Raw genomic sequence first — 25082 nt, 5'->3', positions numbered from 1 at the left:
AGACTTTGTGTCATGAAGAAGGGTATTACCATGGATTATTCATCACAGGACGTAGCTGATGTGGATGCTGTGCGTGGTTCATTTCCTTGCGGGGAAATGAATCCTGATGTTTCTCGGACTGGGGGCGTTTCCGGTCAAACTTATTTTCTTCCCGCAACGGAATCGCCGGATGGTAGGATTAAAGCCACTCTTGTAGTTAAAGACGACGGGAGCGTCTTTTTTGAGGTGACGAAAAATGAATCCCGGATACTGCGGTCTTCCAGATTGGGTATTGTCACCGACAAAGAAGATTTTTCCACTGGGCTATCGTATGTATCTGTTGTCAGTAACATCATTGATGAAACGTACTCACTGCCGCAGCGAAAGAGTGAAAGATATAGGAACCATTGCCGTGAAAACATATACGTGTTTGGAAAAAACGGCCATGTAGTGGAAGTAGTATTCAGGTTGTACGATGATGGACTTGCGTACAGATACAGGGTTCCCGGAGAAGGCCATGTGGCTATTGTCCAGGAGAAATCATCGTTTTCTTTTCCCGTGCATGACGTTGAGGCGTGGGGTTCCGCATGGAGGAATGATTATGAAGGGATACAGCGGCATTGGCAGCTTAGTGAAATTGATGTCCCGGATATTTCCATGCCACTTTTGGTTTCAGTCGAAAAGTCCTGCTGGCTGCTTCTGACCGAAGGAAACGTTTATAACGCAAAAGGCAGCTATTGTGCTTCACATTTGCGTCCTTCGTCCGATCATGAACTGGATTTGGTGTTTACCGCTGAACAGACGCACGATATCGTTGCGACATATCCATTCGTGACTCCATTCAGGATAGTCATGATTTGCGAAACTCTGGATGCGTTAGCAAGAAGTTCTTTGGTAGAGAATGTAAATCCCCCGTCCAAGATTTACGATACGGACTGGATTGTTCCGGGAAAAGCCGCATGGTCGTGGTGGTCGGAAGAACGATCTCCCCAATGGTTCTTCAAGCAGAAGGAATATGTGGATTTTGCTTTCAGGCACGGTTGGAAATATGTTACGGTCGATGCCGGATGGGATGCGAGTTGGATTCCAGAATTGTGTTCCTATGCGTATGAGCGCAAGGTCGGGATCATGGTCTGGACTGACGTCGATGCTCTGGATACGAAACAAAAAATCGATGAAAAGTTGCCGGTATGGGCTTCATGGGGAATCAAAGGAATCAAAGTTGATTTCATGATGAATGATTCCCAGATGCGCATGGGGACATACCAAATGATTGCCGAGAAGGCAGCGGAGCTGAAATTGCTTGTCAATTTCCATGGTTCCACGAAGCCTTCCGGGGAAATGCGCACATGGCCTCATGTGATTACCTCAGAAGGTGTACGAGGTTCGGAGCATTATAAGTGGACGGACTGGACTACGGCTTTTACCAATTGCATATTGCCTTTCACACGTAATGCCGTCGGTCCCATGGATTTCACGCCAGTGGTTTTCAGCAACGCCAACCTCAATACGACTCACGCCCATCAATTGGCTCTAGCTGTGATTTTTGAATCAGGTGTTCAGCATTTTGCAGATTCCATTGAAAGCTATGAAATGTGGAAAGGAACGCCATTCCTTGATTCAGTTCCTGTGACGTGGGATGAAACGAAGGTGCTGGAAGCATATCCGGGACAGTACGTGGAAATGGCTCGTAGAAACGGAAGTTCCTGGTATGTCGGCTGCATTTCTGTCGAAGCACGGAATGTCGTGCTTCCTTGTTCATTCCTGGACGGCGATGGCTATGCCGCTTATATCTTTAAGGATGGCAACCAGCCTGATATCATCTCTTGTGAGGCACAGCCTGTTACCCCAGGATCGGAGATAGTGATTCCATTGCTTCCTTGCGGAGGCTGCGCTGTTCTTATTACACGGGATCCATTTGATTTCAGGATTCATGAGGAAGAAAGTTTTTCTTACCATGAAGTCCATGGAGGGACGGGACAGAGTGGAGTTCTTTTTTCACAAGTTCAGGCTCTTGCTGACGGTATGCATGATATCAAACTTTTTTATACTTCAAAAAATGAAAGTGAGTGTTCAGTGACTGTCAATGATAAGTTTGTCATGAACTGTGAACTACATGGTTCCGGTAGTGCCAATACTATCAGGACGACGACAATTCAAGCCTCACTTCTTAAGGGGCAGAATCATTTGTATCTGAGCGGTTGTCCGTCAAGAGTCTCTTTTTGTGTTGATCGTATAGGAATAAGGCCGTCTGCTTGCGTACCTATCATCGTTAGGGAAGCCGCGAGTCATGAGAACGTCCTGTCGGGTGGAGCTCATACGAAAGATTCACTATCCGGTGGGAAACTTGTCACTAAGATTGGTAAAGGTGGCAAACTTGTCTTAAAAAGAATAATGGTTCCTCATGAAGGAGCCTATTTTGTGAGGCTTTATTATTTCTCTGCCGAGAACAGGGAGATTTTCGTCCGGATTAATGAAGGATGCGCTCAAAGCGCATTATGTTTCAACTGCATGTCAGATGCTTCGGAAATGAAAGATATATGTGTGAACCTACGGGAAGGAGAAAACACACTGGAATTATCCAATGATTCCGGCGATGCTCCGGATATTGAGAGAATACTCATATTCCCATGATGAATGACGACTGATCGGGAGAATGAAAAAAATGGCGATACTTTTTGATGAAAACACTCATGGTTTTTTTCTTCATACTGTAAATACAACGTATCAGATGCAGGTGGATACGTTTGGTTTTCTGCTGCATGTTTTCTACGGGCAGCGTATCGATGGTCAGGACATGAACTACCTGATCATTCCAGTTGACAGGGGTTTCTCCGGGAATCCATATGATGCAGGGACGGACAGGAGATATTCCTTGGATACGTTGCCTTTGGAATATCCGGTAGAGGGAGTAGGAGATTACCGGCAACCTGCCCTGAGTATCACAGGGAAAAATGGAAGTACTTCCTTGGATTTGCGATACAAGGGACATAAGATTTTTCACGGCAAATACAATATTCCAAGTCTTCCAGCTTTGTACGAATCTGAGGAAGGTATGGCAGAGACGCTGGAAATCATTCTTGGTGATGAAACGCTTTCCTTGGAAGTTTCATTATTTTATGGAGTCTTCGCTGAAAAAGACATCATAACCCGCGCTGTCAAAGTGGTGAACAAAAGTTCTGAAGATGTTGTCATGAACAGAATCTTTTCTGCAAGCCTGGATATCCAGCATGGCGACGGTTTCTGGGATTTCCTGCATTTCCATGGTCGGCATAACATGGAACGCATCTGTGAACGTGTACGGGTATGCCATGGCATCACTCTGATAAATAGCCGTCGGGGAATAAGCAGTCATCACCACAATCCCTTTCTGATCCTCTGTGATGAAACTACTACGGAAGACGCTGGATCGTGCTACGGCATGAATCTGGTTTACAGCGGCAATTTCAGCGCTGGCATCGAACAAGACCAGACAGATGCCATACGTATGTTCGCAGGACTCAATGATGAGAACTTTTCATGGAACCTCACCGCAGGGGAAAGTTTCTTTGCCCCGGAAGTCGTACTGACGTTTTCTGCGTCTGGGTTTTCACGTCTTTCGCAGAACTATCATGATACGTATCGCCATAATCTGTGCCGAGGAAAGTTCAAATTATGCCGTCGTCCCATAATGATCAACAACTGGGAGGCTACGTACTTTGCTTTCTCCAGCAGGACATTGGTTGAAATTGCCAGATCTGCCGTTGATTTGGGTATAGAAATGCTTGTCATGGATGACGGATGGTTTGGAAAAAGGAATGACGACACAAGTAGTCTGGGGGATTGGAAAGTAAACCTTGAAAAGATACCGGGAGGATTGGGTCTTTTGGTTGATGAGCTCAATTCATTGGGTTTGAAATTCGGACTCTGGGTGGAACCGGAAATGGTGAGCGAAGACAGCGATTTATATCGTAAACATCCGGATTGGGCATTATGCATTCCCAATCGAAACCCCATCAGGAGCCGTCATCAATTGGTCTTGGACATGTCGCGGGCAGACGTGCGGGATTATATATATACATCGCTTTGCTCTGTGCTGGATAGTGCAAACATCGAGTATGTGAAGTGGGATATGAACAGGAGCATTGCCGACTGGTTTTCCTGCAAGTTGCTTTCTGAGACACAAAGCGAACTATCTCATCGTTACATGCTTGGAGTCTATGATTTGCTGGAACGGCTGACAAGTCACTATCCTGATATCCTTTTTGAAGGGTGCGCTGGTGGCGGCGGTCGCTTTGACCCCGGCATGTTGTACTATCAACCGCTGATTTGGTGCAGTGACAACACTGATCCCATTGAGCGTTTGAAAATCCAATATGGAACCAGTTTCGCCTATCCTGTTTCTTCAGTGTCTTCCCATGTTTCCGCCGTTCCTAACCACCAGACGGGAAGATGCACTTCTTTTGCGACACGGTGTATTGTTGCCATGTCAGGAAGTTTCGGTTTTGAATTGGATCCTCGTTCTCTTTCGGCTTATGACAGGGAGACTATCAGAAAACAGATTTCAGAGTACAAACATTTTCAGCATATCATTCATGATGGATTGTATTACAGGTTGAGCAATCCACTGAAAGACCGATATGCCGCATGGATGATGGCATATGCTGATAAGAGCGCTGCCTTGCTTAATATTGTCGTGATGCATGTCGAAGCAAATCCACGGCATGTCCATGTCCTGCTGAAAGGACTTGATGGTGAAAGTCTTTATAAAGTTGAAGGAAAAACAATTTCTGGAAAAGCACTCATGAATGCGGGGCTCTCTCTTTCATTACCCACTCAGGAATATTATTCAAAGCAGATATATATTGAGAGAGCCGATGAAAATGCATGAAAACCGATTGCAATGTTTTTCTTAAACCAGTCTGACGAACATTAGCCCACCATCAAACATATGAAATGACGAGGAGACTGGATTATCGCCTGGCGCTGTTCTCTGTAAGACTACAAATCCATCTGCGTCAGGCGTAATCTATTTTCCTCTACCGTCTGAGGCGTCAGCCTGTTCAGACGGGAGAAGACCAAGACGCCGACCAAGAAGAAAATGGCCGGTACCGCAGCCATATGGAGGCTGATGCCGAATTTCATTGATTCCGATACCAACGCAGAATCAGTGACGGTCGCGTCAAAAGCGGTGAGTTTATGGGTCAACCAGAAGACAATGGCTTGGCTGGCATAGGAAAAGCGCATGAAGAACGCCCTCATGCCCATGATGACACCATCATCACGCCGACCAGTCTTGACGACGAACCAGTCAACGACATCGGCCATAGCAGGACCCATGAAAGTCCAGAACCCACCGAAGCCTATGCCCCACAAAGTCATGAAAAGAGCATATCCACCCATTGTGCGGGTGAACGTCATGGGGAACGCTGTGGCGGCCAAGACTACACCGGTGATGCAGAGCATCCTTTGGTTATTCTTCAATTTTCTGGAGACTATGGTCCAGATGGGAATGGAAATAAGGGCACCGACCAGCATCCCGGCAAAAATCAGCGTGGTATCAGTGCTTTCTCCTCCCAATATGTAGTCCCCCACATAATGGACGCTGCCGGTCATCAGGACGCACCCACTCTGATAGAAAAAGAGGAAAAGGACAAAAGCAAGCATGTTCCTGTCCGTAAGAGTTGTCTTCAATTGCTTGAAGAAAGACGGAGAAACCGTCCGGTTCGTCCGTTCCTCCTCAAGTTTGCGCCGGTGACGTTCAATCATGGTCGTGGTTTCCCTGACGCCTGGTATGATCAGGACGGCGCAGAGGAGACCGATACCAGCAATGACCAAGGCACTGGTGGAATAGGAAGCCCTGTCGCCATAGGAAAAGAACAGGGGCGGAACAATGAATCCCGCGGCGACGCCGAACACGCCGATAATTGTGCCGATGGAAGCCGCCGTGGTACGTTCCGCCATGCTGCGGAACTTATCCGGATAGACACTCTGATAATTAAGCTCCCAGAGGGAATAACTGGCATCATACAGACAGACGGCAATCACCATCCATAGGAAAACCGGAACGGGACTTATCACTCCTGACCATGCGCGTGGCAAGGCAAATATGCCCAGGAACATCAGGCTGGCAAGAATGATGCCCAGGATAATCCATGAGAAACGACGACCGAATCGTGCTGACCCAGGCGCTTTCTTGCTGGTAAGATACCCAATGAGAGGATCATTGACGGCATTCCATAAGGAGTAGATGATTGTCGCGATAGCTACGTAGCCTGCCGCAAGCCCGACTTCCGTCTCATAATATTTGTAGACGATTGCCCCATATGCTCCAGTGAGGAATTCGGCAAGGAATTTCCCTGTGCCATACGATACCATGACAGATTTTCGTACCATTCCGTGACTCCTTGGTTTCCCAGTGTGGCCCTTCTGGTTTTTTGCATGGTAGCAAAAAGTATTGGAGGCGGGCAAGAGTCCGTACCAAAGTGGTAACACGCGGGCACAGAAGCACCGCGTATCAATATCAGCGTTTCTCGTTCTGGAAACGAACCACCATATGAACCTCGGCAGGCTGGTTTGATTCATTGGAGATTTCATGCTGTACATCGCAATGATAGATGATGAAATCCCCCTTCTTTATCCTGGCTACATTCTCTCCCGCTGTCACGGTGAGAGAACCTTTGGTCACTGTAAGAAATTCTTGGGCACCGGCGTAATGCGGGTCGCTTTTCAATGTTGACAAGGGATCGAAGGATACAAGGTATATCTCCATGTCTTCCACCATATTAAGGGGAGAAAGGACGCGGATGTTCACGCCGTTGGCCTTTGTTTCAAGTCTCCCATCATCGGCTTGTACAGGATTGACCACAAAAGTCCGCTTGATTTGGTCGTCAATGTCCAGGACATCCTGAAGCTCCACGCCGAGTCCCTTGGAAATCTTCCAGACAGTCGCGACTGTCGGGTTGACTTTGTCAGATTCAATCTGGCTGAGCATCGCCTTGGAAACTCCTGATCGCTCTGAAAGCACATTGAGGGTCAAATTGCGTGACATCCTCAGTTTCTGGATGTTTTTTCCTATTTTGGGAGGCCGTTGTTCCATGATGCTTTCCCTCTCCGTCTTGAAGATGTGGTGCCTTGTTCGGTACCCTGTCCCGCGTCCTGTGCCGTATTATTTTTTTGACATAGTGAATTGAGTTCAATATACTGAACAAAGGCTTGTTAATGCCATGTATTGTAGGGTCGTCCACCTGTTGGTGTCAAGCAAACGCGCCGAATGGAACCAGAATGAGACTGGAATGGCAACGGTATCCTGCGGACAATGAGAAGGGGGCTTTTCATGAAAAACATCCTGATTACAGGTTCATTGGGTCAGCTTGGCTCGGAGATTGCCCTTGAACTGCGCAGGAGATATGGGGAAGAACATGTCGTCCTATCAGATGTTCGGGACGATGTAAATTGTGCGCTTATCAACGGAGGGCCTTTCTACAAGGTCGATTGCCGGGATGCCGCCGCTGTGGCAGAAATCGTCCGCACGCATCGGATTGATACCATCTATCACCTTGCCGCGCTCCTGTCCGCCACGGCTGAAAGAAAGCCATTGGCGGCATGGGACCTCAATGTCGGCAGCCTGATATCGACGCTGGAGATTGCCCGTGAATATGGCTGCGCTGTGTTCACCCCTTCTTCCATAGGAGCCTTTGGTCCCGCGACTCCCAAGGTATTCACTCCCCAGGACACCATCCAGAGACCGACGAGCATCTATGGCATCAGCAAGGTGACAGGCGAGCTGCTTTGTGATTATTACTACCATAAGTATGATGTCGATACACGGGGAGTCCGTTTCCCTGGTATAATCAGCAACATGACTCCTCCGGGCGGAGGGACTACCGATTATGCGGTCGAAATATACTATGAAGCGGTTGACCATCAAAGGTACACCTGCCCTCTCCGAGGGGATACATACCTCGACATGATTTACATGCCGGACGCGGTGAGCGCGGCCATCGACCTTATGGAAGCGGATCCCTCCTGCCTCAGGCACAGGAATGCTTTCAATCTGGCTTCAATGAGCTTCTCCCCGGAGGAGCTTGCCGCCTATATCAGAGCCGTGATTCCCGGATTCACCATTGATTATCAGGTTGACCCTGTCCGTCAGGCCATTGCTGACTCATGGCCGGATTGCATGGAGGATTACGCAGCCCGTGTTGAATGGGGCTGGAAGCCGCGCTATGATGTGGCTGAGATGACAGAAGATATGATTCGGACAATCCGTGGGCGGAGAGAAAAGGAGAGACGATGATGTTGGGAAAAACACAGGACGAACTGAAAAGTTTCCTTGATTCCCTGGAAAGTCAAGGGTTGAAAAAACAGGAAAGGATTCTGACTACCCCCCAGAGGGGACGCATTGGCGTCGAGGGGCGGGGAGAAGTCCTGAACTTCTGCGCGAATAATTATCTTGGACTCTCCGATTCGCCGGAGGTCATCGAGGCGGCTAAGGCCGCGCTGGACAGATGGGGTTATGGGCTGTCGTCGGTTCGTTTCATCTGCGGCACGCAGTCCATCCACAAAGAGCTTGAAGACAAGATCAGCGCTTTTCTCGGCACGGAAGACACCATCCTGTTTTCATCCTGCTTTGATGCTAATGGCGCGGCGTTCGAGCCTTTGATGGAAGCCGGAGACACAATCATCAGCGATGAATTGAACCATGCGTCAATCATTGACGGCATCAGGCTTTCAAAGGCTGATCGCCTGCGTTATAAGCACAGTGACATGACTTCCCTTGAAGATGCGCTGAAAAATTCCGCGTCTTCCCGGCGACGCCTGATTGTCACTGACGGAGTATTTTCCATGGACGGCGACATAGCCTTGCTGAAGGATATCTGTGACTTGGCGGAAAAGTATGATGCCATAGTCATGGTCGATGATTCCCATGCCACGGGGTATATCGGTCAGACAGGACGGGGAACGCCGGAATACTGGGGCGTGGCGGATCGTGTGGACATGGTGACTACGACCTTCGGCAAGGCGTGCGGCGGCGCAAGCGGCGGCTGCATCAGCGGACGCAGAGAATTGGTCAATCTGTACCGGCAGAGGGCGCGCCCGTATCTTTTCTCCAATACCCTTGCACCAGCTATCTGTGGAGCGACCATCAAGGTCATTGAGCTGTTGGAGGCTGGGAATCCCTACAGGGAAAAGACTCTGGAGAATGCGGCTCTGTTTCGTTCACGCATGGAAAAGGCGGGCTTCGAGCTTGTAAAGGGGAACACGGCCATTATCCCCGTGATGACCTATGATGAGGTGCTTGCGGTTGATATGGCATCACGGTTGCTTGACGAGGGTGTGTATGTCATCGGCTTCACCTATCCTGTAGTGCCGAAGGGCAAGGCGCGCATCCGTGTGCAGCTTTCCGCTCAGCATACTCAGGATGACATCGGCAGGGTGGTCGAGGCTTTCACCAAAGTGGGAAAGCAGGTGGGACTCATAGCGTGACGATGTAGAAACGATGTCCCGGAATTACCGTTGTCGTGAAAAGTGACCTCCGTTTGCATGTGGCAGAACGCATACGGGGAGAGAGATAACTCCCGCACGCTGCACTGTGCATTGTGGAGGTCACTTCAGAGTATCTAAAAAATTATCTGCACGGGCGTGCTTGTTTTGTTCACAATGCCGACGTTACCCAGTTGTCCATCCACGTTGCTTCCTGTCCCCCAGAGTGTGCCGTCTTTCTTCAGGATCATCGTATGGTAGTATCCGGTAAAGACAGCCGCGACATCAGTCATGACCTGCACGGGAATGGTGGTTTTGTCGATTATAGTGCCGTCACCCAGTTGACCCAAATCGTTAAGTCCAGTCGCCCAGAGTGTCCCGTCCTTCTTCAAAATCATCGTATGGGCGTCTCCGCCGGAGACTCCCACGACAGGATTGCTGCTCGGATCAGTATTCATGGATGTGACCTGCACGGGCGTGCTTTTGTTGAGATGATCACCGACACCCAGTTGACCAGAAGAGTTGTATCCGGTCGCCCAGAGTGTCCCGTCCTTCTTCAGGAACATCGTATGGCTGTCTCCAGTGAAGACGGTCGCGACACCAGAACTGACCTGCACAGGAGTCTCTCTGTTGATTATAGTGTTGTCACCCAGTTGACCAAATCCGTTGTATCCAGTCGCCCAGAGTGTGCCATTCTTCTTCAGGATCAACGTGGGAGAGGCTCTGACGGAGACAGCCGCGACATCAGAACCCATGTCCGTGACCTGCACGGGCGTGATTCTGTTGTTATTATCACCGACACCCAGTTGACCAGAACCGTTGCCTCCAGTCGCCCAGAGCGTGCCGTCCTTCTTCAGGATCATCGTGTGAGTGTTTCCGGCAGAGACAGCCGCGACATTAGTCATGCGTATGGAACCATCAGTAGAATCCCAGACCTGCTCGGGCGTGCTTCTGTCAGTCGTATCGCCGACACCTAGTTGGCCATGAGCGTTGTATCCTGTTGCCCAGAGCGTGCCGTCCTTCTTCAGGATCATCGTGTGATAATTTCCGGCGGAGACAGCCGCGACATCAGAACCCATGGACGAAACCTGTACGGGAGTAGTTCTGTTGGTCGTAGTGTCGTCACCCAATTGACCATATTCGTTGTATCCGGTCGCCCAGAGCGTGCCGTTATTCTTCAGGATCATCGTGTGATAAGCTCCGGCGGAGACGGCTCGGTATGGTTTGAACGTAGCAGCCCCGTTCACGCCGTCCCCGGTGTCCCAGTCCTGTATCTCAATCTCAATAGCGGCAACGGCGACTTCATCATCAGAGGTATTGAGCGTCATGTTGTAGACATGCTGCTTGCCTTTGTCAAAGTGAATCAGGGGCTTGTCTCCGTCAGCTACAGCACCTGTGCTACTTGGCTTCCAGGTGTATGTACCAGCTCTAGCACCACCGCTCAGGGTAAACTCCAGGCTCACGTTAGCCAGGGCTAAAGTGTTGCCCACAGGTATCAGCACTGCCTCGAACCGTCTCTTGCCCTCATTTCTTTCAGATTGAGTAAGGGTGTCGGAAATGTCCTTCATGACAATAGACTCAATGACACTGGCAGCATCCAAGGTTCCGTCATTCAGATTGATTGCGGTCTGCGTGTTCAAACCTGTGACCGTAGCAGTAAATCCACCGGTGGCATCATTGATAGCCGTAGCATCAACGGTCGTGCTTGGGGAGATGTTGACAATCAGGCGGGAGAGCATATGGTCAAGTTTCAGATGCACCGTCGAGGTATTGTTCTGTACATTGTCGGTGCGTCCCCACAGGAAGTCAGCCTTTCCCGTGTCCTGTTCCCCGGAACCAAGTGGATAGACATTTATGGGTAGAGCCGTGGTATCAGCGATGGATGACACGTAAGGATAGTAGGAGATGAAGTCAAAGAATGGTGCAGGATTCGTACTAAGGTCATCCCACTTCAAGGTATCGGCAGTGGTGGCAGGAGTGAAGCCGGAAGTCTGGAAGGCTGTGTCAGCCGTGTAGAGTTTGTTTGCACGTTCTGAGGCGGCAGTAGCTGCCAGGGCATCATGAGCTACCATGTAGATGCCGACTTCATCATCGGCTTGCCATTCGGAGTCTGCCGTGGCCTTGCGGCCTATCTCGGAAATGAATCGTACTTCGTTTGTATTTGAAACATTCAGCTTGTTGTCGCATGAAATGAAGGTGATAAGAAGCATCAGGATGGTCAGGAAGACCATGACGCTTAGTTTAGTCTCTCTCTCTCTCTCTCTCTCTCTCTCTCTCTCTCTCTCTCTCTCTCTCTCTCTCTCTCTCTCTCTCTCTCTCTCTCTCTCTCTCTCTCTCTCTCATAGTGTCTTTTCCTTTCTCCATGAAGAAGATGATGACATGCCAGCTTACGCATATGGTAGTAATTAATAAAGTAGTATAAACGTGGTGATGGCAGAAAGCTATTACCCAAAGGTATGATTTTGCATGAAAAGCAGAGAAAACCATATAATACTTTCGGGTTATTTAGTGATTTTGAGCGCTAATATTATTCATTAATTAGTTTTTAAGCGTGACGAACAAAAGAAAGCCAAGAAAATTGAAACCATGGGAAATATCAAGCGTTGTCTTCTGGAAAAAGAAAACTCATAAGAGGTCACCGAGACAACCCTGTCTCCCTTGCAATCATCTCACCCCATTCCTTCAGGGCCGCAAGTACGGGCTTCTCATGGGCAGGAGTATCGTTGCTCTGGAGCTTCTCCTGAATTTTCCTGGTATAGAATTGCCACGTGACCATGATGTCTCCGGGAGGATTGAGGATACGGTTCGCCGAGAAACTTTGCCACCGTGCCTTCTGCTGCTCATCAAGGGTTTCAGGCCAGTTGCGGCATACGTAACGCCATACCATCTCTGGAGCGCGGGAATCATCGAAGCGAAGGTTGAGGCTGAGTTTCTGTGATGCTTCTGTCTTGCGTACTATGGAAAAACGCTCCCTGTCGGCATCGGAGAAGAAACCTCCGGCATAGATGCGGAAATCAGGATCGGCGACCTGTTCGTACTCATCACGCTCAACAGCGGAACGAAAACGGGAAGGAAGATTGATTTCCTGCCGGATCCTTTCATATCGAGCCATCGCCGTCTTCATGTCTATATCCAGCCTTCTTGCTATGGCATCATCTTTCCCAAGGACTGAAAGAGGACTGACAAAAGGACATTTGTTCAAGGCTATCCTCAAGACGCCGGGGACGCGCATGATGTCCTCATCGCTCGCCGTGAAAAGAGGGTCAAGATCCTGGGTCAGGTCAAAGCAGATGACGCTATTTGGATTGCTGGGGACAAATGAAATAGCAACGACCGGACGGGTACAGCCGCGTGGCGTAGTGAAGGAAGCGCAGGTGTGGAGGAAAGGAGTGCCGAACGGAGGATTGACGATTTCCTTGACCTTCTTCTTGTCACGGAGGCTCAATGCCCAGACAAAGAGCTGTGGGTTCCGTTCTTTAAGGAGACGGCTGATTGCCAGCGTCGCGTAGACATCGCTCAAGGCATCGTGGGCATGCTCGTGGGAAATATTGTTGGCGGTGGTGAGTTCGGTCAGCTTGAATACTGGATTACCGTTGTCCTTTGAAGGCGGCCATGCAAGGCTGTCAGGACGCAGATCGTGCGCGGCGCGGATTAAATCAAGCACATCCCAGCGGCTGTTGCCGTCAGCCCATTCCCTCCGGTAAGGATCAATGAGGTTGCGGTAAAGGAGATTGCGGATGAACTCGTCATCGAAACGGATTGAATTGAAACCGACGGAACAAGTGTTTTTCTGTCCCATCTCCTTGAGGATGGCATTGGCGAAATCATTTTCCCTGAGCCCTTTCTCCATGGCCTCCTGCGGAGTTATGCCAGTGACCAGGCAAGCGAGCGGATCCGGAAGGTAATCGATTGTCGGACGGGCATAGAGAAGAATCGGTTGTCCGACTGGCGTGAGATCCATATCGGTACGTACCCCGGCGAACTGGACAATGCGGTCATAATAGGGATTCAACCCGAATGTCTCCAAATCATACCAAAAAAAAGTTTTCTTTTCGTTCATGCCTGCATGGTACCATATTTCATGGTCAGGTTCGAGAGAAGATGACAGCTAAACTGATGCCGAATGAAACTGGACAAGGATGCCTACAGGCCATAGAATGGGCGGAAGAACAAGGCAAATGAATCATGGAGGTCTCACATGGGAGATATCGGTGCCAGAACCGGAAAGTTCCTGCGGAAATGGAAACTCACCCCTGAAGACGTGGATATGGAAGTGGTGGTGGGAAAGTTCCTGGATGAAATGGAGAAAGGATTAACCGGAGAGACATCATCGCTCCACATGATTCCTACCTATGTTGACGACAAAGTGACCATACAGCCAGGCGAATCTGTCATAGTGCTGGACGCGGGCGGAACGAATTTCCGCACGTGCGTAGTGACTTTTGGCGCGAACATGGAGCCGACCATCACGGATTTCCAGAAGACAGGCATGCCGGGGGTGAAGACAGAAGTATCGGCCTCCGAGTTCTTTTCTGTCCTTGCGGATGATGTTGAGCGCATCATCGACCGGAGTGACAGGATTGGATTCTGTTATTCCTACGCGGCCAGTATTTTCCCGGATCATGACGGACGTACTATTGTGTTCTCCAAGGAAATCAAGGCGCCGGAAGTCATCGGCATGCCGATAGGAGCCAGCCTGCTCGCCGAGCTTGCCCGGCGGGGACATGATGTATCCCGCAAGCGCGTTTCCGTCATCAATGATACGGTCGCGACTTTGCTCGCCACCAAAGCGGAAGCCCGGTCTTCCCATGCTTCCGGTTTCATCGGATTCATCCTGGGAACCGGAACAAATACGGCGTACATAGAAGATAACTCCCGCATAACCAAACTGTCGAATCTTGAAGCAGGTTCGCAGATCATCAACGTAGAGTCAGGAGGATTCAATTTTTCACTGGGAGAGATGGATCGGAAATTTTTTGCGACAACGAAGGATCCTGATTCCTACCATTTTGAGAAACTAATCAGCGGGGCTTATCTCGGCGCGTTCAGCCATCAGGTCATCCTCCAGGCGATTGAAGAAGGGATTTTCTCCCGTGGTTTTGCCGACAGGTTCGTCAGGATTGCTCCGTTGACCACTACGACGATGAGCAATTATTTGGAAGAACCTTTCAACGCCGCATATGCCTTGGTACATGTCGTCGGAGACAATGATGATGACGCCTTTGCTTTGTGGCGTATCATTGATTCCCTGATTGCCAGAGCAGCCAAACTGACCGCGGTGAATCTTTCCGCGACCATCATGAAAGCCTCTCCGGGCAAGGATCCCCGCCGTCCGGTGGTGATTAACGCTGATGGCACGACGTTCTATAAGACTGAAAACCTCAAGCGATATACGGACTTCTATCTGCACAGTTTTCTGACCGAACGTCAGGGTATCAGCACCGCCATGGTGCGCATTGAAGACTCTCCGGTCATAGGAGCGGCCATTGCCGGTTTGAGTCTCTGAACGTAAACCGTTGAACATCTGAAGTCTTCACGCTTCTTTCAATGCTGTCTCCACAAGGTCGCGATGCCACCTCATGAGCTGATTGTATGTCCTTGCTCCGCCAGCTTCGGCGGAGCAGTCAATGACAAGGCGGAACACTGGTTCAGTGGAACTGGGACGCATCCACATGAACGCCTGATCCCTGCCAACGGCATCCATGAAGACAATTTTCAGGCTGCCGGTGAAAGGATGGTTACGATACTCAGTTCCCATTCCGGTACGCATCTGTGTTCCTTCTGTCTGTTCTTCCCGCCAGTGTGTGATACCAGCCTTGGAAAGCCACTGTCGCTGGAGAGGCCATGATGACAGAAAGGCTCTTTCATACGCTGTCTTGAACCTGTCATAGTCAGGGATGGAAGCATGAATCATAGCCTGTGGATCGGTGGAACCGGTTGTCTGAAAAATGGGAAGGCATTCAAGGAAGTCCTGCACAGTGGGAGCGTAGGGAAGGGTGACACCCGCACGTCGGGCGTATTCTGATGCTGGTGTTTTCAATCCATGGCTCCTCAGCAACCGGAGAAGGGAGAACAACGCTGTCAAAGGATCCCTGACCTGTGAGGGAGGAATGATGCAGCCGCCGTTTGAACCTTCGCCCATAATCCGGACATGATAGCCTTCCTCTTTCAGCTTGCTGGCAAGGGATGTGCCATTGGCTTCTCCCACCTCGGCGCGGGCAACTCGAACGCCAAAAAGTGAGCAGAGCCTGTCTATCCTCAAGGATGTGGCGCAGTTCACAACTACGGCTTGGGGATAGGTTTTGGAATCGGTAGTCAACGATGTGCCCAATGATGTGGACAATGATGCCGTCAATGAAGGAGCCGCGAGTTCGGAAAGGACAACCAGCGAGAACAACTCCTGTGCAGTCAGGATTTGTGCCGTTCCTTCGGAATCGATGCATGCCATGTTCCCTCTGTCCCCATCATTGTCCGGCATATAGGCCAGCTGCCAGCGGGCATCCTGCTTGTGCATGGTTTCCAGTGTCTGGCGACAGGTTTCCATATGGGAGCCTTCCGGTATGATGCCATGAATGATAGCCCCAGGAGTTCCATTGAGAACATGAACATGTGCGCCTGCCCTTGTGAGGATATCGTTATCGATGGATGTGGCACGGGCACTGCCGTTCATGTCCACAATGAGGCCCAAGGGATTGTCTTCCATGCCACGGCGTATTTCCTTGAGAAATTGGTTCTGGACAGCCGGTTCGGTGGAATGGGAGGCACAAGTCAGTATTCTTAGTTCGTAAGCATCCCTAATTAAATCACCACTCATTATATCACTGTCTGCCCTGCAATGATTCGCTTCCATTTCAGGCGGTAAATCATTTTCATCCTTCTGTAGGAGGATGGATTCTATCATTGATTTCATGGGGATGTTTTCATGAAACAGTGCCCTGAGCTTTTGCTCCAAATCACGGGAGATGACAGAGCCATGGCGACCAAACTTGAAGCCATTGTATCCGACAGGATTGTGGCTTGCGGTGATATAGATGACACCATCATATCCTGCGTTGGAATATCCTGCCTTGGACAGGGGACTTTCCGAAGCGGCCAGGACTTCCGGTATGCAGCGGATGCCTGCGTCCTCGATGTGAACGCCACATGCTCTGGCAGTCTCCGCTACAGTCGTCCTGATGGCTTCACCGGTCGGACGGGAATCCTGGGCAAGGAGGATGCGCAGGGGATTGTTCCTCTGGGAGAACGTGGCAAGAAAACGGATGAAGGAATGTGTTGCGCGAATGCAGAAATCACGGGCTTCTCCGGAGATGTTCTTGCCGCGGCCTTCAGGATTTCCGAAAGGGTCAAAGATGCCCCTCCACCCTGAGCCGGACATGATCATCCGGGACATGAAGGATGTTTCGGGTATATGGTGAGGGATGTGCTGATGTAGATGTTGAGATTTTTCCATGCGTGACAGCCTATAACGGTAGGGAGAATCCTTCAAGTGTCCAGCCTGGGTTTCCACCTGGGTTTCCACTATGTTTCCGCTTGCATTCTTCACCTCTGGTGAGATACTGTGAAAGTACTACGGAGGCTGATATCTGTGTTGTCATCATGCATAGCTGTCCACGATTTATCCTGTCACGGAAAAAGCTCACTCACGGTCATCATGCCTGTGCTGGAAGCAATGGGAGTCGAAGTGTCCCCGCTTCCCACGGCCATCCTGTCAACACAGACCGATGGATTCTCCGACTATGTCTTTTCTGACCAGACAGCCGTAATGAAGCGCGTCATTTCCCATTGGGAAGAACTGGGCATGACTGCCGACGCTGTGTACAGCGGGTTCCTTGGCTCCCGCGAACAGATTGGCTTGGTTCGTCAGGTCATTGACACGCAGAAGAATAAACGGACTGACTCTCTTGTCGTCATCGACCCTGTGCTTGGGGATGATGGCCGACTGTATGGGCCCATGGAAGACGCGATGATTCCTGCTATGCGGGAGCTTGTCACGGGAGCTGACATTGTTACGCCCAACATGACTGAAGCGTGTCTTTTGTGCAATGTCCCCTGGAAAAAAACATGGACAGAGCCAGAAGCGTTGGAGATGGTGGAGATGATTCATGCTTTTGGCCCCCGTAACGCCGTCATCACTGGCATATTGCTGGAGAATGATGGAGGGAACCACTACGGGGTGGCAATCTTTGATGGACAGGATGGTGGGCAGCACGGGAAGGCTTCCTTGCATGTCCATGAACGACATCCTGTATCATTGCCGGGGAGCGGGGACTTGTTCGCTGCTCTGATGTGTGGATTCATGCTCAAAAGAGTTTCTTTTTCCATGGCGGCACACCAAGCAGCCGGACTTACCGCACTGGCTGTCCGCAGGACATGCGAGGCCGGATACGGGCGGCGGCATGGTGTTGCTGTCGCATTGATACTTCCTGATGTGGTCGATGCACTCCGCACGGACTCCTGCTCATGGTAACAGCACAGGGGATTGCTCTGACTGCCCTGCGCCGGTAAGGACTCCTGTGCGTCGAACTTGGTCAAAGGTAGTCCGGGTGGATGCTTTTTTCAAGAATGAGGTGATTTCTTTTTCTTGCGCCGCAAAGGTGTTCTCAGCCAGTTTTTTCAGAGCGGCAAGTGATTCTGGCGCAATGTCATCCATCTTGATGGATTCTCCCTTGCTGGCTTTGTGTATTCGGACATACTCCAAATCGGGGATGAACGGCGCGATATCATCAACCGCTGTCATCTGTGAAGACGCGTAAATCCTATAAATGGGAAGTCCCTTGATTGGATCGACCCAGCTCATCATGCCCCCGCTGTTCGATGCGTCAAAAATAAAACGTCCGGAACCGGTCGAAAGGGAGAGGATGTGATATTTCCGCGCATTCGGATAAAGCCGTTTTGCCTCGGCATAAGCGTACAATGCCGGATTATTCGCTATGACCCCTCCGTCTATCAAGGTCTGTCGTTTTCTGGTTGATTTGTTGGTGATGGTCAGGGGAGAAAAATATGTAGGAGCCGCACTGGTTGCCGTCGCCGCCTCATGCATGAGGAAGCCTTGATGATGTGAGCTGGAGATTAGCACGGAATGGGCAGAAGCTGAATCATAGGCGATGACCAGGACAGGAACGACACTATCACTTACAGCAGCTTTCTTAAATATAGTTCCGAGAAAGGAACGTAAATGCCGTGAATCATACTTATCAGAAAAAACTTGGGAAATACTGCTTTTTTTGTTCTGCGGAAAGATGCGGTTCGCGGACTCCAGGTACAGTCCCAGAAGCTGTGAAGGATCGGCGCCGGGTATCAATGTTCCCCATGTCCTGGTGGCAGGCTCCCCCTTCATCCAATCCAGAAAGCTTCGTCTGTAAGGGTGGATAACAGGATATGGTTCAATGTCTTCGGCAAGCAATCCTGTTTCTTCAACAGGGGAACTTAGTGCGAGGGCTTGAAGTCCTCCCGTTGAGGTTCCCGCGATCAAGTCGAAATGTGCGTAGAATGGTATCTTGTCGCCCCATGAGTGGAGCATTTCCGCCATGCGTTGCAGATGATATGCCGGAATGATGCCGCGAATTCCTCCGCCATCGATGCTGAGAATGAACCGTTCTTCCTTGTAGTCCTTTAAGCTGTTCTTCATGTCCTTGCCTTGAAATCCCATAGTGATTAAAATGATGTCTTTGGCGGGTACTGTCAATAATGGAATCACCGGACATTGCGCTTTTGGCTCCATGTCCTCTCCGGTTCGCTCTGTGAATCCTCGTGTTGTCGTTCCCTCCAATCATGCCAAGGAAGGTTTATGGCTGGAATCCCTGAATATTTCAATCCTTACCGGACATGCCTGCTCTGTCCGAATCGCTGCGCCGTTGACCGTACACGCCAGCAGGTGGGAATTTGTCGTGAGACAGACAAGGTGCGGGTTGCCTGGAGCGGCCTGCACAGGGGAGAGGAGCCGCCTGTGACGGGGAAAAAGGGTTCCGGAATGATTTTCTTTTCTGGTTGTCCCCTGCATTGCGCATATTGCCAGAACCACCAGATAGCGGGATGTAATGCGACCTTTTCAAGTTACGGGTGCGTGGTGGATTGTGACAGCCTGGTGAATATGATGCTTGGTCTTCAGGATATGGAAGCCGCAAACGTGAACATGGTCACCGGGACTCATTTCATCCCTACGATAGCTGAAGCTGTCAGGAGAGCGCGTTCCCAGGGATTTGTCCTCCCCATTGTATGGAACTCATCCGGCTACGAATCGGAGGAAGGGTTGTCCGTCATTGACCCGTTGGTCGATTTGCATCTTGTTGACTTCAAGACGCTGGATTCGCAAGTCGCCGCTGTCTTCTGCGGGAACAGACGTTACGCTAAGGTTGTCGCGCCCATGCTGGAGGAACTTGTTTCCCGCCATCCTGTCACGGCCGTCGGTCCGGACGGTGTTCTGCGTGGCATTCTGGTTCGCCATCTTGTTTTTCCTGGGACCATGGAAGCGACACGCGAGGCTTTGCGCTGGTATGCGCACCATCTTAATGGCAGTGCATGGCTGAGCCTGATGGTTCAGTTCGTCCCGCCTTCCGGTGAACGTCTGTTCCCCCGCATGACTCAAGCGGAATATGATAGCCTCATTGCGTTGCTTGATGAATTGGGAATCGAGGATGGTTTTGTGCAGGAGCTGGGCGATGAAGACAGTTGGATTCCTGATTTCAGGAGGGATAATCCTTTTCCTGACGGCTTTGCGGAACCTCTGCCATATTTCCTTTCTTTGCGTTCATCTGTGCGCTAAAACAATCCCAATTATAGTTGGTAATTATTGCTTACTAATTATATTTCCATATAATTTAAGCAAATAGTAAAACATGGAACTAGTTTAGGGAGGGGATATGGAGACATGAAGCCCATGCCTTGATTGAGTTTTTTTGTTTGTAAGTTTCGCTTATTAACTCCGATATCAGCCGATTGTCGTTCCGTTGAATGCCTTTCCTTCAAGGATTGCCAAGGTATTGGATGTATCCCGTCCATCGGCGCAGATGACTTTCAGTCCCAGCCGGGAAGCTCTCTCACTGGCAATGGGGTCAAAGGGAAGGTTCCTGCCAGGAGTCCATGTCGAGCCAATCATCGTGCGGAAGTCTTCCCATGAAATGGTATCCAGAGGCACGGCATTCGGGTCGGTCTTCGGGTCGGCAGTATAAACATGGTGGATGTTCGAGAGGTTGATTACTTTGTCCGCGCCAAATTTCTCCGCAAGGTACACTGCGTCAGTATCTGAGGAAAAACCTGGTTTCCATCCTGCTGCGACGAGGATACGTCCTGTAAAGGTGATGTCATCAGCCGCAGGGTCAGTGACCACAGGGACATCGTGGCTCAGATCGCTGAAGATTGCGGCGACCAGTTGGGCATTCAAGCGGGTCGCCATGACACCGATCCAGTCCATTTGGTCATGATTTGCTTTTTCTGATTTCAAGGTGCGATACGCCTGCTGGTATACCCGTGCGGGAGCTCCGCCGCCACAGACAATGATGAGACGTGCATCTTGATGCGTGGCCAGGTATGAGCGGATCATCTTTTCAAAACTGGACAGAAATTCCGTATCAACTGAATCAGGGGAGATGATCGAGCCTCCCAGGGATAAAATTGTCAGCATGGCGGGAAACCTCCTGTGTGGTGGACGCCGTGAAGCTCAGTGTACCAAATATAGACACGACTCTCAACCTAAGCAGTTAGGTTTCTTGCCTAAGGAAACATTGTTCAGAAGATTGAAATACCACATGAAATCTTTATGAAATCTTTGCAAGTGCGTCATTCCCAAAGAAACATGTCCTGAAACGGACGGCAGGGGAAAGTGCTTATCACATATGAGTGTCCGCTATATGGCCAATGTCCTCTCGCTTCGATGAACCGATGGCATGAAACCGGCGGAGGCAAAGGAGCAAAGGTAAGTGAACAATCTCAATTCAGTGCTGCTGGAAGGCAATCTGGTCAAGGATCCGGAAAGACGTGATATGGAGGGGCACGGGCCATTGGTGAAGTTTTCCATAGCGGTTGATCGTTCCTACAAGGACGGTCAGGAGAGAATCAAGGAAGTGATGTACATGCTTATCGAAACATGGGGTAAGCTGGCCGAGAATTGCGGCACATTCCTCAAGAAAGGACGGAAGGTAAGGGTTGTCGGACGACTCAGGCAGAACAGATGGGAAGAAGATGGAAAAATCCGTTCTCGGTATAGTATTGTAGCAGAGCATGTTGAATTTGTCCCTGAAAGGCGAACTGAAGAAAAACAAATAGGGTGCGATGAAGAAGGGGCCAAGGATACCGGGGAAGTGGAAATGTTCTTGGACGAAGAAGCCTTCCGCGTCCCCGATGAAGATATGGAAGACGACGGGGAAGTGGTTCTTTGAGGGTTTCTCCGCCGTGTTCTTGTATGTATGTGTCTATGACCGCAGTGGCTGAAACCGCTGCGGACGTAGGTCATTTCAAGCCCTCTTTATTTTTTTGGATTCCTCAAGTACCATGGGTGCGTTGTAATTCATGCCAAGGGAGTGTCCGCTAATGGGAAATAAAGAAGTTACACATGAGGATTTTGAAGCAGAAGTCCTGAAGGCGGAAGTTCCGGTGCTTGTCTATTTCTGGGCTGATTGGTGCGGTCCCTGCAAAATAATTGCTCCCGCCATTGCGCAGATTACGGAAAAGCATGAAACCACCTTGAAGGTAGTCAAGGTTGATGTAGATGCAAGCACAGGGCTTGCTTCACGCTACAACGTGGCCAGCATTCCGACATTGGTTCTTTTCAAGAACGGGGAAGCGGTTGAGCAGCGCATCGGCGCCGCTTCTTTCTCGGTCATCGAATCATTCGTCATGAGTTACCTCTCCTGATTGCCTTCCCATTCTTCACGTGAATTATATGAACCGAAGCTTGCTTTTTTGGTAGCGCAGACATACCAGTCATTTTTTGTGTCAGTGTCCTTGTATGTATCCCGTCTACACAATGAGCGCGTGCTTGTGGTTGCTGCGCTATCTACTGCCCATGATGAGTCTACTTCCTGTGTGTTGGGAATTACAGGCTTCCATGCGTTTCGATCTATCGCCAGATTGGCCTGTTCCCATACTTCCTCCGTCCCAAACCCATGTGCTGTCTTGGTATGGGACGCATAAAGGACGCAATCAATTATCGTGGCGTCAGAAGAAGGGGAGTCAGTGAGGACAAGAATGCCATTTGATCCCGGAAGCCCTAGAAGCTCTTGACTCCGGCATATGAGCGTATTCTTCGGGATATCTTCGGCGTTGCCATCCTGGAAAAATACCACGATGAAGGTTCCTTCATCCACGTTCCCCGGCGGGAGGACGCATCGGTCGGTCCATCTTCCTGCCAGTCCTGATGACAAGGTGATACCGGCGAGATCGCCACTTTTCAACACGACAAGTTCCACCCTGTCGGGTTGTTTTTCCGTGCCTTTCGTAGTGAATTCCGTGATGAGCAGATGAGCGGCATGAGCGTTGAACCCCCAGATGGGAACCCGTGCCCAAAGAGCATTCCCGGAGATATCCTCCACCACAAAGGATACCCAGGCCTGTTTTCCGGGGATAAGGGGTACGGACGTATGCGCGACCAAAGAGAAATCATCCTCTTGCGTGACGGAGCCGGCAGTTTCCCCTTCAACCGACACCCGTGCGCTGGCAGCTTCCACCTTCTCGGAAAAACACAGCCGGATGGATTTGTTTCCCGTCGCCCGGATGCTAACGAGAGCAGGCGGAGAGCAGTCCGTTCTCTCCAACAAGTCAAGAGGCAGAAGTTCTTCCCCACAGGCCGTCGCAAGGAAAAGGATAATCAAAAACAGAGTACAACGTAAATAAAACAATGGTATTGCGGTGATTCGAATGCCTTTTTTCAATGATTTCATATGCATCAGTTCCATGTATTGTCCTCCCATCAGAAAAATACCGCTCCCATCCATCCTGTTTCAGAAGACCGTGGAGGAAATCTTTTCGATGTAGCGTCCCATGAATTGACAACGCCGGTTCAAATTCCTAGACTTTCCGCACAACAGCATGTCCGGCGGCATCCCTCCGGCACGGCCACCAGGAGGCATCCCATGGCAAAACTCTGGCAAAAAGACCATACCCTTGACTCTTTGATGGAGGAATTTACCGTCGGCAATGACTATCTTCTCGATCAGGAGCTGGTTCTGTCCGACTGTCTGGCATCAACCGCGCATGCGCGTGGTTTGCATAAAATAGGAATCCTTACAAAGTCAGAGCTTGACGCCCTTGAGCAAGGACTACGTGAAATCATCGCCCTGAAACTGGAGGACAAGTTCGAAATAAAGGCAAAGGATGAAGACTGTCATACGGCCATTGAAGGATTTCTGACAAGGAGAACAGGGGAGGCGGGCAAGAAGATTCATACAGGAAGAAGCCGCAATGACCAAGTACAAACCGCCCTGCGCCTTTGGATGAGGGAGTTTGCCGTCAATCTCACCGCTGAGACCGGTCGGCTGTCCGCAGCCTTGCTTTCATTCGCCCGCACGCATGAGTTTGTCCCCATGCCGGGAAGAACTCATACACAGGTTGCCATGCCCTCCTCGGTGGGACTTTGGGCTGCGGCTTATGCCGAGGAACTGTATGATGAAGCGCAAAGGCTCTACCAACTGACGTGGACATTGGATCAATCTCCATTAGGCTCCGCGGCCAGCTATGGAGTCCCCCTGCCGCTTGACCGAACCTTCACCGCGGCTCAGATGGGGTTCACCCGTGTGCAAAACAATGTTCTCTATGCGAACAATAGCCGTGGGAAATATGAGGCTATGCTCCTGGACAGCTGTGATTACATTACTCTTACACTGAGCAAGATGGCTCAGGACTTAATCTTCTTTACTCTGCCGGAATTCGGTTATTTCTCTCTTCCCGTTGAGCTGACTACCGGTTCGTCAATCATGCCGCAGAAAAAGAATCCTGACGGACTGGAGCTGGTGCGTAGTCGTTCTGTAACTGTCACTGCATGTTCTTTCCGTGTGAAGAACACAATCAGGAGCTTGGTGTCGGGGTACAACCGGGATTTTCAGGATACGAAGGAACCTCTCCTGAGCGGATGCCGCATGACCATGGGCATTGTCCGGATCATGAGCCGCATGGTAGCCGGACTTGAAGTTCATGCGGACCGGCTTGCCGCTGCCTGCACACCCGAACTGTACGCCACGGATCGGGTACTTGAGCGTCTTGATGCCGGTTCCAGCTTCCGCGATGTCTACAAGGATGTAGGACTGCATCTGGATCAGGTTGCACTCATGGATCCGGTTGCGACAATCCGGGCACGGACGAGCGAAGGAACGACCGGAAACCTTGGGCTGGATGATGACGAGCTTTCTGTTCGGCTGCTTCTTGAAGGATGTTCCGACGTCTCTGTCGCATGGGATGATGCCTATGAGAATCTTAGCGGCAGGAAGGGACTCCATCTGGTCAGTTTGTGATTGGAGCGGAGTGATTGGGGTACGTACTCGCGTACAACACGAACATTGCCGACCCCTGATACATGAGTAATCTGACAATTCATATTTTCTGTTGACAACTCAGGAAGATGGTGTATATTTGTTATGCAACCGCTTGCATAAAATTATATATAGAATATTTATTTTTATTTATAAATTTTTTATAAAAAAGGAAATATA

The 25082-nt window shown here is 50.2% G+C and carries 19 protein-coding genes and 1 pseudogene; 10 read left to right on the top strand and 10 right to left on the bottom strand.

Annotated features, from left to right (window positions below):
- The first annotated feature begins 12 nt into the window (after window positions 1-12).
- Both SPICO_RS05480 and SPICO_RS05475 read left to right on the top strand, forming a co-directional pair.
- Window positions 13-2613 carry a glycoside hydrolase family 97 N-terminal domain-containing protein gene (locus SPICO_RS05480; RefSeq protein WP_013739685.1) on the top strand — a complete coding sequence of 867 codons (2601 nt, stop codon included), beginning with the start codon at window positions 13-15 and terminating at the stop codon, window positions 2611-2613.
- Between the two features lie 31 nt (window positions 2614-2644).
- Window positions 2645-4849 carry an alpha-galactosidase gene (locus tag SPICO_RS05475; RefSeq protein WP_013739684.1) on the top strand — a complete coding sequence of 735 codons (2205 nt, stop codon included), beginning with the start codon at window positions 2645-2647 and terminating at the stop codon, window positions 4847-4849.
- A 110-nt stretch (window positions 4850-4959) separates the two neighbouring features.
- Here the strand turns inward: SPICO_RS05475 and SPICO_RS05470 are convergent, their stop codons facing one another.
- Entirely contained in the window at window positions 4960-6354 is a 1395-nt protein-coding gene (locus SPICO_RS05470) for an MFS transporter (protein ID WP_013739683.1), read from the bottom strand.
- Window positions 6355-6481: 127 nt separating this feature from the next.
- Window positions 6482-7057, bottom strand: a complete 576-nt coding sequence (locus SPICO_RS05465) for a helix-turn-helix domain-containing protein (RefSeq protein WP_013739682.1) — start codon at window positions 7055-7057, stop codon at window positions 6482-6484.
- A gap of 237 nt (window positions 7058-7294) precedes the next feature.
- On the opposite strand from SPICO_RS05465, the gene SPICO_RS05460 reads away from it, so the two are divergent.
- Complete coding sequence (locus SPICO_RS05460; RefSeq protein WP_013739681.1) at window positions 7295-8257, top strand: NAD-dependent epimerase/dehydratase family protein; 963 nt, start codon at window positions 7295-7297, stop codon at window positions 8255-8257.
- On the top strand, window positions 8254-9447 hold the full coding sequence (locus tag SPICO_RS05455; RefSeq protein ID WP_013739680.1) for a glycine C-acetyltransferase: 1194 nt from the start codon (window positions 8254-8256) through the stop codon (window positions 9445-9447). Before SPICO_RS05460 ends, SPICO_RS05455 begins: the two co-directional genes overlap by 4 nt.
- Before the next feature lie 134 nt (window positions 9448-9581).
- Here SPICO_RS05455 and SPICO_RS09770 read toward each other — a convergent pair whose 3' ends face one another.
- The 4 genes and pseudogenes from SPICO_RS09770 to sbcB all read right to left on the bottom strand — a co-directional run bounded on the left by SPICO_RS09770 (window position 9582) and on the right by sbcB (window position 13504).
- Window positions 9582-11675, bottom strand: coding sequence for an RCC1 domain-containing protein (locus SPICO_RS09770; protein ID WP_013739679.1), 2094 nt, complete (start codon window positions 11673-11675; stop codon window positions 9582-9584).
- Between the two features lie 5 nt (window positions 11676-11680).
- Entirely contained in the window at window positions 11681-11839 is a 159-nt protein-coding gene (locus tag SPICO_RS10380; RefSeq protein ID WP_169310024.1) for a hypothetical protein, read from the bottom strand.
- A 143-nt stretch (window positions 11840-11982) separates the two neighbouring features.
- A pseudogene (locus SPICO_RS10555) lies at window positions 11983-12045 on the bottom strand (CRISPR-associated DxTHG motif protein); the annotation flags it as partial.
- Between the two features lie 34 nt (window positions 12046-12079).
- The gene (sbcB, locus tag SPICO_RS05445) at window positions 12080-13504 is read right to left on the bottom strand and encodes an exodeoxyribonuclease I (RefSeq protein WP_013739678.1); all 1425 of its coding nucleotides are present in this window, start codon (window positions 13502-13504) and stop codon (window positions 12080-12082) included.
- Window positions 13505-13642: 138 nt separating this feature from the next.
- Here sbcB and SPICO_RS05440 point away from each other — a divergent pair, with 138 nt between their 5' ends.
- On the top strand, window positions 13643-14950 hold the full coding sequence (locus SPICO_RS05440; RefSeq protein ID WP_013739677.1) for a hexokinase family protein: 1308 nt from the start codon (window positions 13643-13645) through the stop codon (window positions 14948-14950).
- 27 nt (window positions 14951-14977) lie between these two features.
- Here the strand turns inward: SPICO_RS05440 and SPICO_RS05435 are convergent, their stop codons facing one another.
- Entirely contained in the window at window positions 14978-16987 is a 2010-nt protein-coding gene (locus SPICO_RS05435; RefSeq protein ID WP_013739676.1) for a phosphoglucomutase/phosphomannomutase alpha/beta/alpha domain I, read from the bottom strand.
- 15 nt (window positions 16988-17002) lie between these two features.
- Here SPICO_RS05435 and SPICO_RS05430 point away from each other — a divergent pair, with 15 nt between their 5' ends.
- On the top strand, window positions 17003-17911 hold the full coding sequence (locus tag SPICO_RS05430) for a pyridoxamine kinase (RefSeq protein WP_083810429.1): 909 nt from the start codon (window positions 17003-17005) through the stop codon (window positions 17909-17911).
- On the opposite strand, the gene SPICO_RS05425 is transcribed toward SPICO_RS05430, so the two are convergent.
- A complete protein-coding gene (locus tag SPICO_RS05425; RefSeq protein WP_169310058.1) occupies window positions 17903-19072 on the bottom strand; it encodes a patatin-like phospholipase family protein in 1170 nt (389 codons plus the stop codon). The genes SPICO_RS05430 and SPICO_RS05425 overlap by 9 nt on opposite strands.
- A 159-nt stretch (window positions 19073-19231) precedes the next feature.
- Here SPICO_RS05425 and SPICO_RS05420 point away from each other — a divergent pair, with 159 nt between their 5' ends.
- Entirely contained in the window at window positions 19232-20206 is a 975-nt protein-coding gene (locus SPICO_RS05420) for a radical SAM protein (RefSeq protein ID WP_013739673.1), read from the top strand.
- A 165-nt stretch (window positions 20207-20371) separates the two neighbouring features.
- Here the strand turns inward: SPICO_RS05420 and pyrH are convergent, their stop codons facing one another.
- A complete protein-coding gene (gene pyrH / locus SPICO_RS05415) occupies window positions 20372-21064 on the bottom strand; it encodes a UMP kinase (RefSeq protein WP_013739672.1) in 693 nt (230 codons plus the stop codon).
- Between the two features lie 295 nt (window positions 21065-21359).
- Here pyrH and SPICO_RS05410 point away from each other — a divergent pair, with 295 nt between their 5' ends.
- Window positions 21360-21818: a single-stranded DNA-binding protein gene (locus tag SPICO_RS05410; RefSeq protein ID WP_013739671.1), complete on the top strand. Its 459-nt coding sequence runs from the start codon at window positions 21360-21362 to the stop codon at window positions 21816-21818.
- A gap of 151 nt (window positions 21819-21969) precedes the next feature.
- Window positions 21970-22293, top strand: a complete 324-nt coding sequence (gene trxA / locus SPICO_RS05405; RefSeq protein WP_013739670.1) for a thioredoxin — start codon at window positions 21970-21972, stop codon at window positions 22291-22293.
- On the opposite strand, the gene SPICO_RS05400 is transcribed toward trxA, so the two are convergent.
- Window positions 22281-23333 (bottom strand): lipoprotein TP_1001-related protein, encoded by a 1053-nt coding sequence (locus tag SPICO_RS05400; protein WP_013739669.1) that lies wholly within the window; start codon window positions 23331-23333, stop codon window positions 22281-22283. The two genes, trxA and SPICO_RS05400, sit on opposite strands and share 13 nt — an antisense overlap.
- 177 nt (window positions 23334-23510) lie before the next feature.
- Here SPICO_RS05400 and argH point away from each other — a divergent pair, with 177 nt between their 5' ends.
- A complete protein-coding gene (gene argH / locus SPICO_RS05395) occupies window positions 23511-24884 on the top strand; it encodes an argininosuccinate lyase (RefSeq protein ID WP_013739668.1) in 1374 nt (457 codons plus the stop codon).
- Window positions 24885-25082: the final 198 nt, after the last annotated feature.

The organism is Parasphaerochaeta coccoides DSM 17374, assembly GCF_000208385.1.
GTDB classification, from domain to species: domain Bacteria; phylum Spirochaetota; class Spirochaetia; order Sphaerochaetales; family Sphaerochaetaceae; genus Parasphaerochaeta; species Parasphaerochaeta coccoides.
This window is presented reverse-complemented; position numbering and strand designations above follow the sequence as displayed.

Excerpts from the sequence above, each read along its gene's own strand:
- SPICO_RS05480 (WP_013739685.1), top strand. The coding sequence starts at position 13 with ATGAAGAAGGGTATTACCATGGATTATTCATCACAGGACGTAGCTGAT.
- SPICO_RS05475 (WP_013739684.1), top strand. The coding sequence starts at position 2,645 with ATGGCGATACTTTTTGATGAAAACACTCATGGTTTTTTTCTTCATACT.
- SPICO_RS05470 (WP_013739683.1), bottom strand. The coding sequence starts at position 6,354 with ATGGTACGAAAATCTGTCATGGTATCGTATGGCACAGGGAAATTCCTT.
- SPICO_RS05465 (WP_013739682.1), bottom strand. The coding sequence starts at position 7,057 with ATGGAACAACGGCCTCCCAAAATAGGAAAAAACATCCAGAAACTGAGG.
- SPICO_RS05460 (WP_013739681.1), top strand. The coding sequence starts at position 7,295 with ATGAAAAACATCCTGATTACAGGTTCATTGGGTCAGCTTGGCTCGGAG.
- SPICO_RS05455 (WP_013739680.1), top strand. The coding sequence starts at position 8,254 with ATGATGTTGGGAAAAACACAGGACGAACTGAAAAGTTTCCTTGATTCC.
- SPICO_RS09770 (WP_013739679.1), bottom strand. The coding sequence starts at position 11,675 with ATGGTCTTCCTGACCATCCTGATGCTTCTTATCACCTTCATTTCATGC.
- SPICO_RS10380 (WP_169310024.1), bottom strand. The coding sequence starts at position 11,839 with ATGCGTAAGCTGGCATGTCATCATCTTCTTCATGGAGAAAGGAAAAGA.
- sbcB (WP_013739678.1), bottom strand. The coding sequence starts at position 13,504 with ATGAACGAAAAGAAAACTTTTTTTTGGTATGATTTGGAGACATTCGGG.
- SPICO_RS05440 (WP_013739677.1), top strand. The coding sequence starts at position 13,643 with ATGGGAGATATCGGTGCCAGAACCGGAAAGTTCCTGCGGAAATGGAAA.
- SPICO_RS05425 (WP_169310058.1), bottom strand. The coding sequence starts at position 19,072 with ATGAAGAACAGCTTAAAGGACTACAAGGAAGAACGGTTCATTCTCAGC.
- SPICO_RS05420 (WP_013739673.1), top strand. The coding sequence starts at position 19,232 with ATGGCTGGAATCCCTGAATATTTCAATCCTTACCGGACATGCCTGCTC.
- pyrH (WP_013739672.1), bottom strand. The coding sequence starts at position 21,064 with ATGCTGACAATTTTATCCCTGGGAGGCTCGATCATCTCCCCTGATTCA.
- trxA (WP_013739670.1), top strand. The coding sequence starts at position 21,970 with ATGGGAAATAAAGAAGTTACACATGAGGATTTTGAAGCAGAAGTCCTG.
- SPICO_RS05400 (WP_013739669.1), bottom strand. The coding sequence starts at position 23,333 with ATGGAACTGATGCATATGAAATCATTGAAAAAAGGCATTCGAATCACC.
- argH (WP_013739668.1), top strand. The coding sequence starts at position 23,511 with ATGGCAAAACTCTGGCAAAAAGACCATACCCTTGACTCTTTGATGGAG.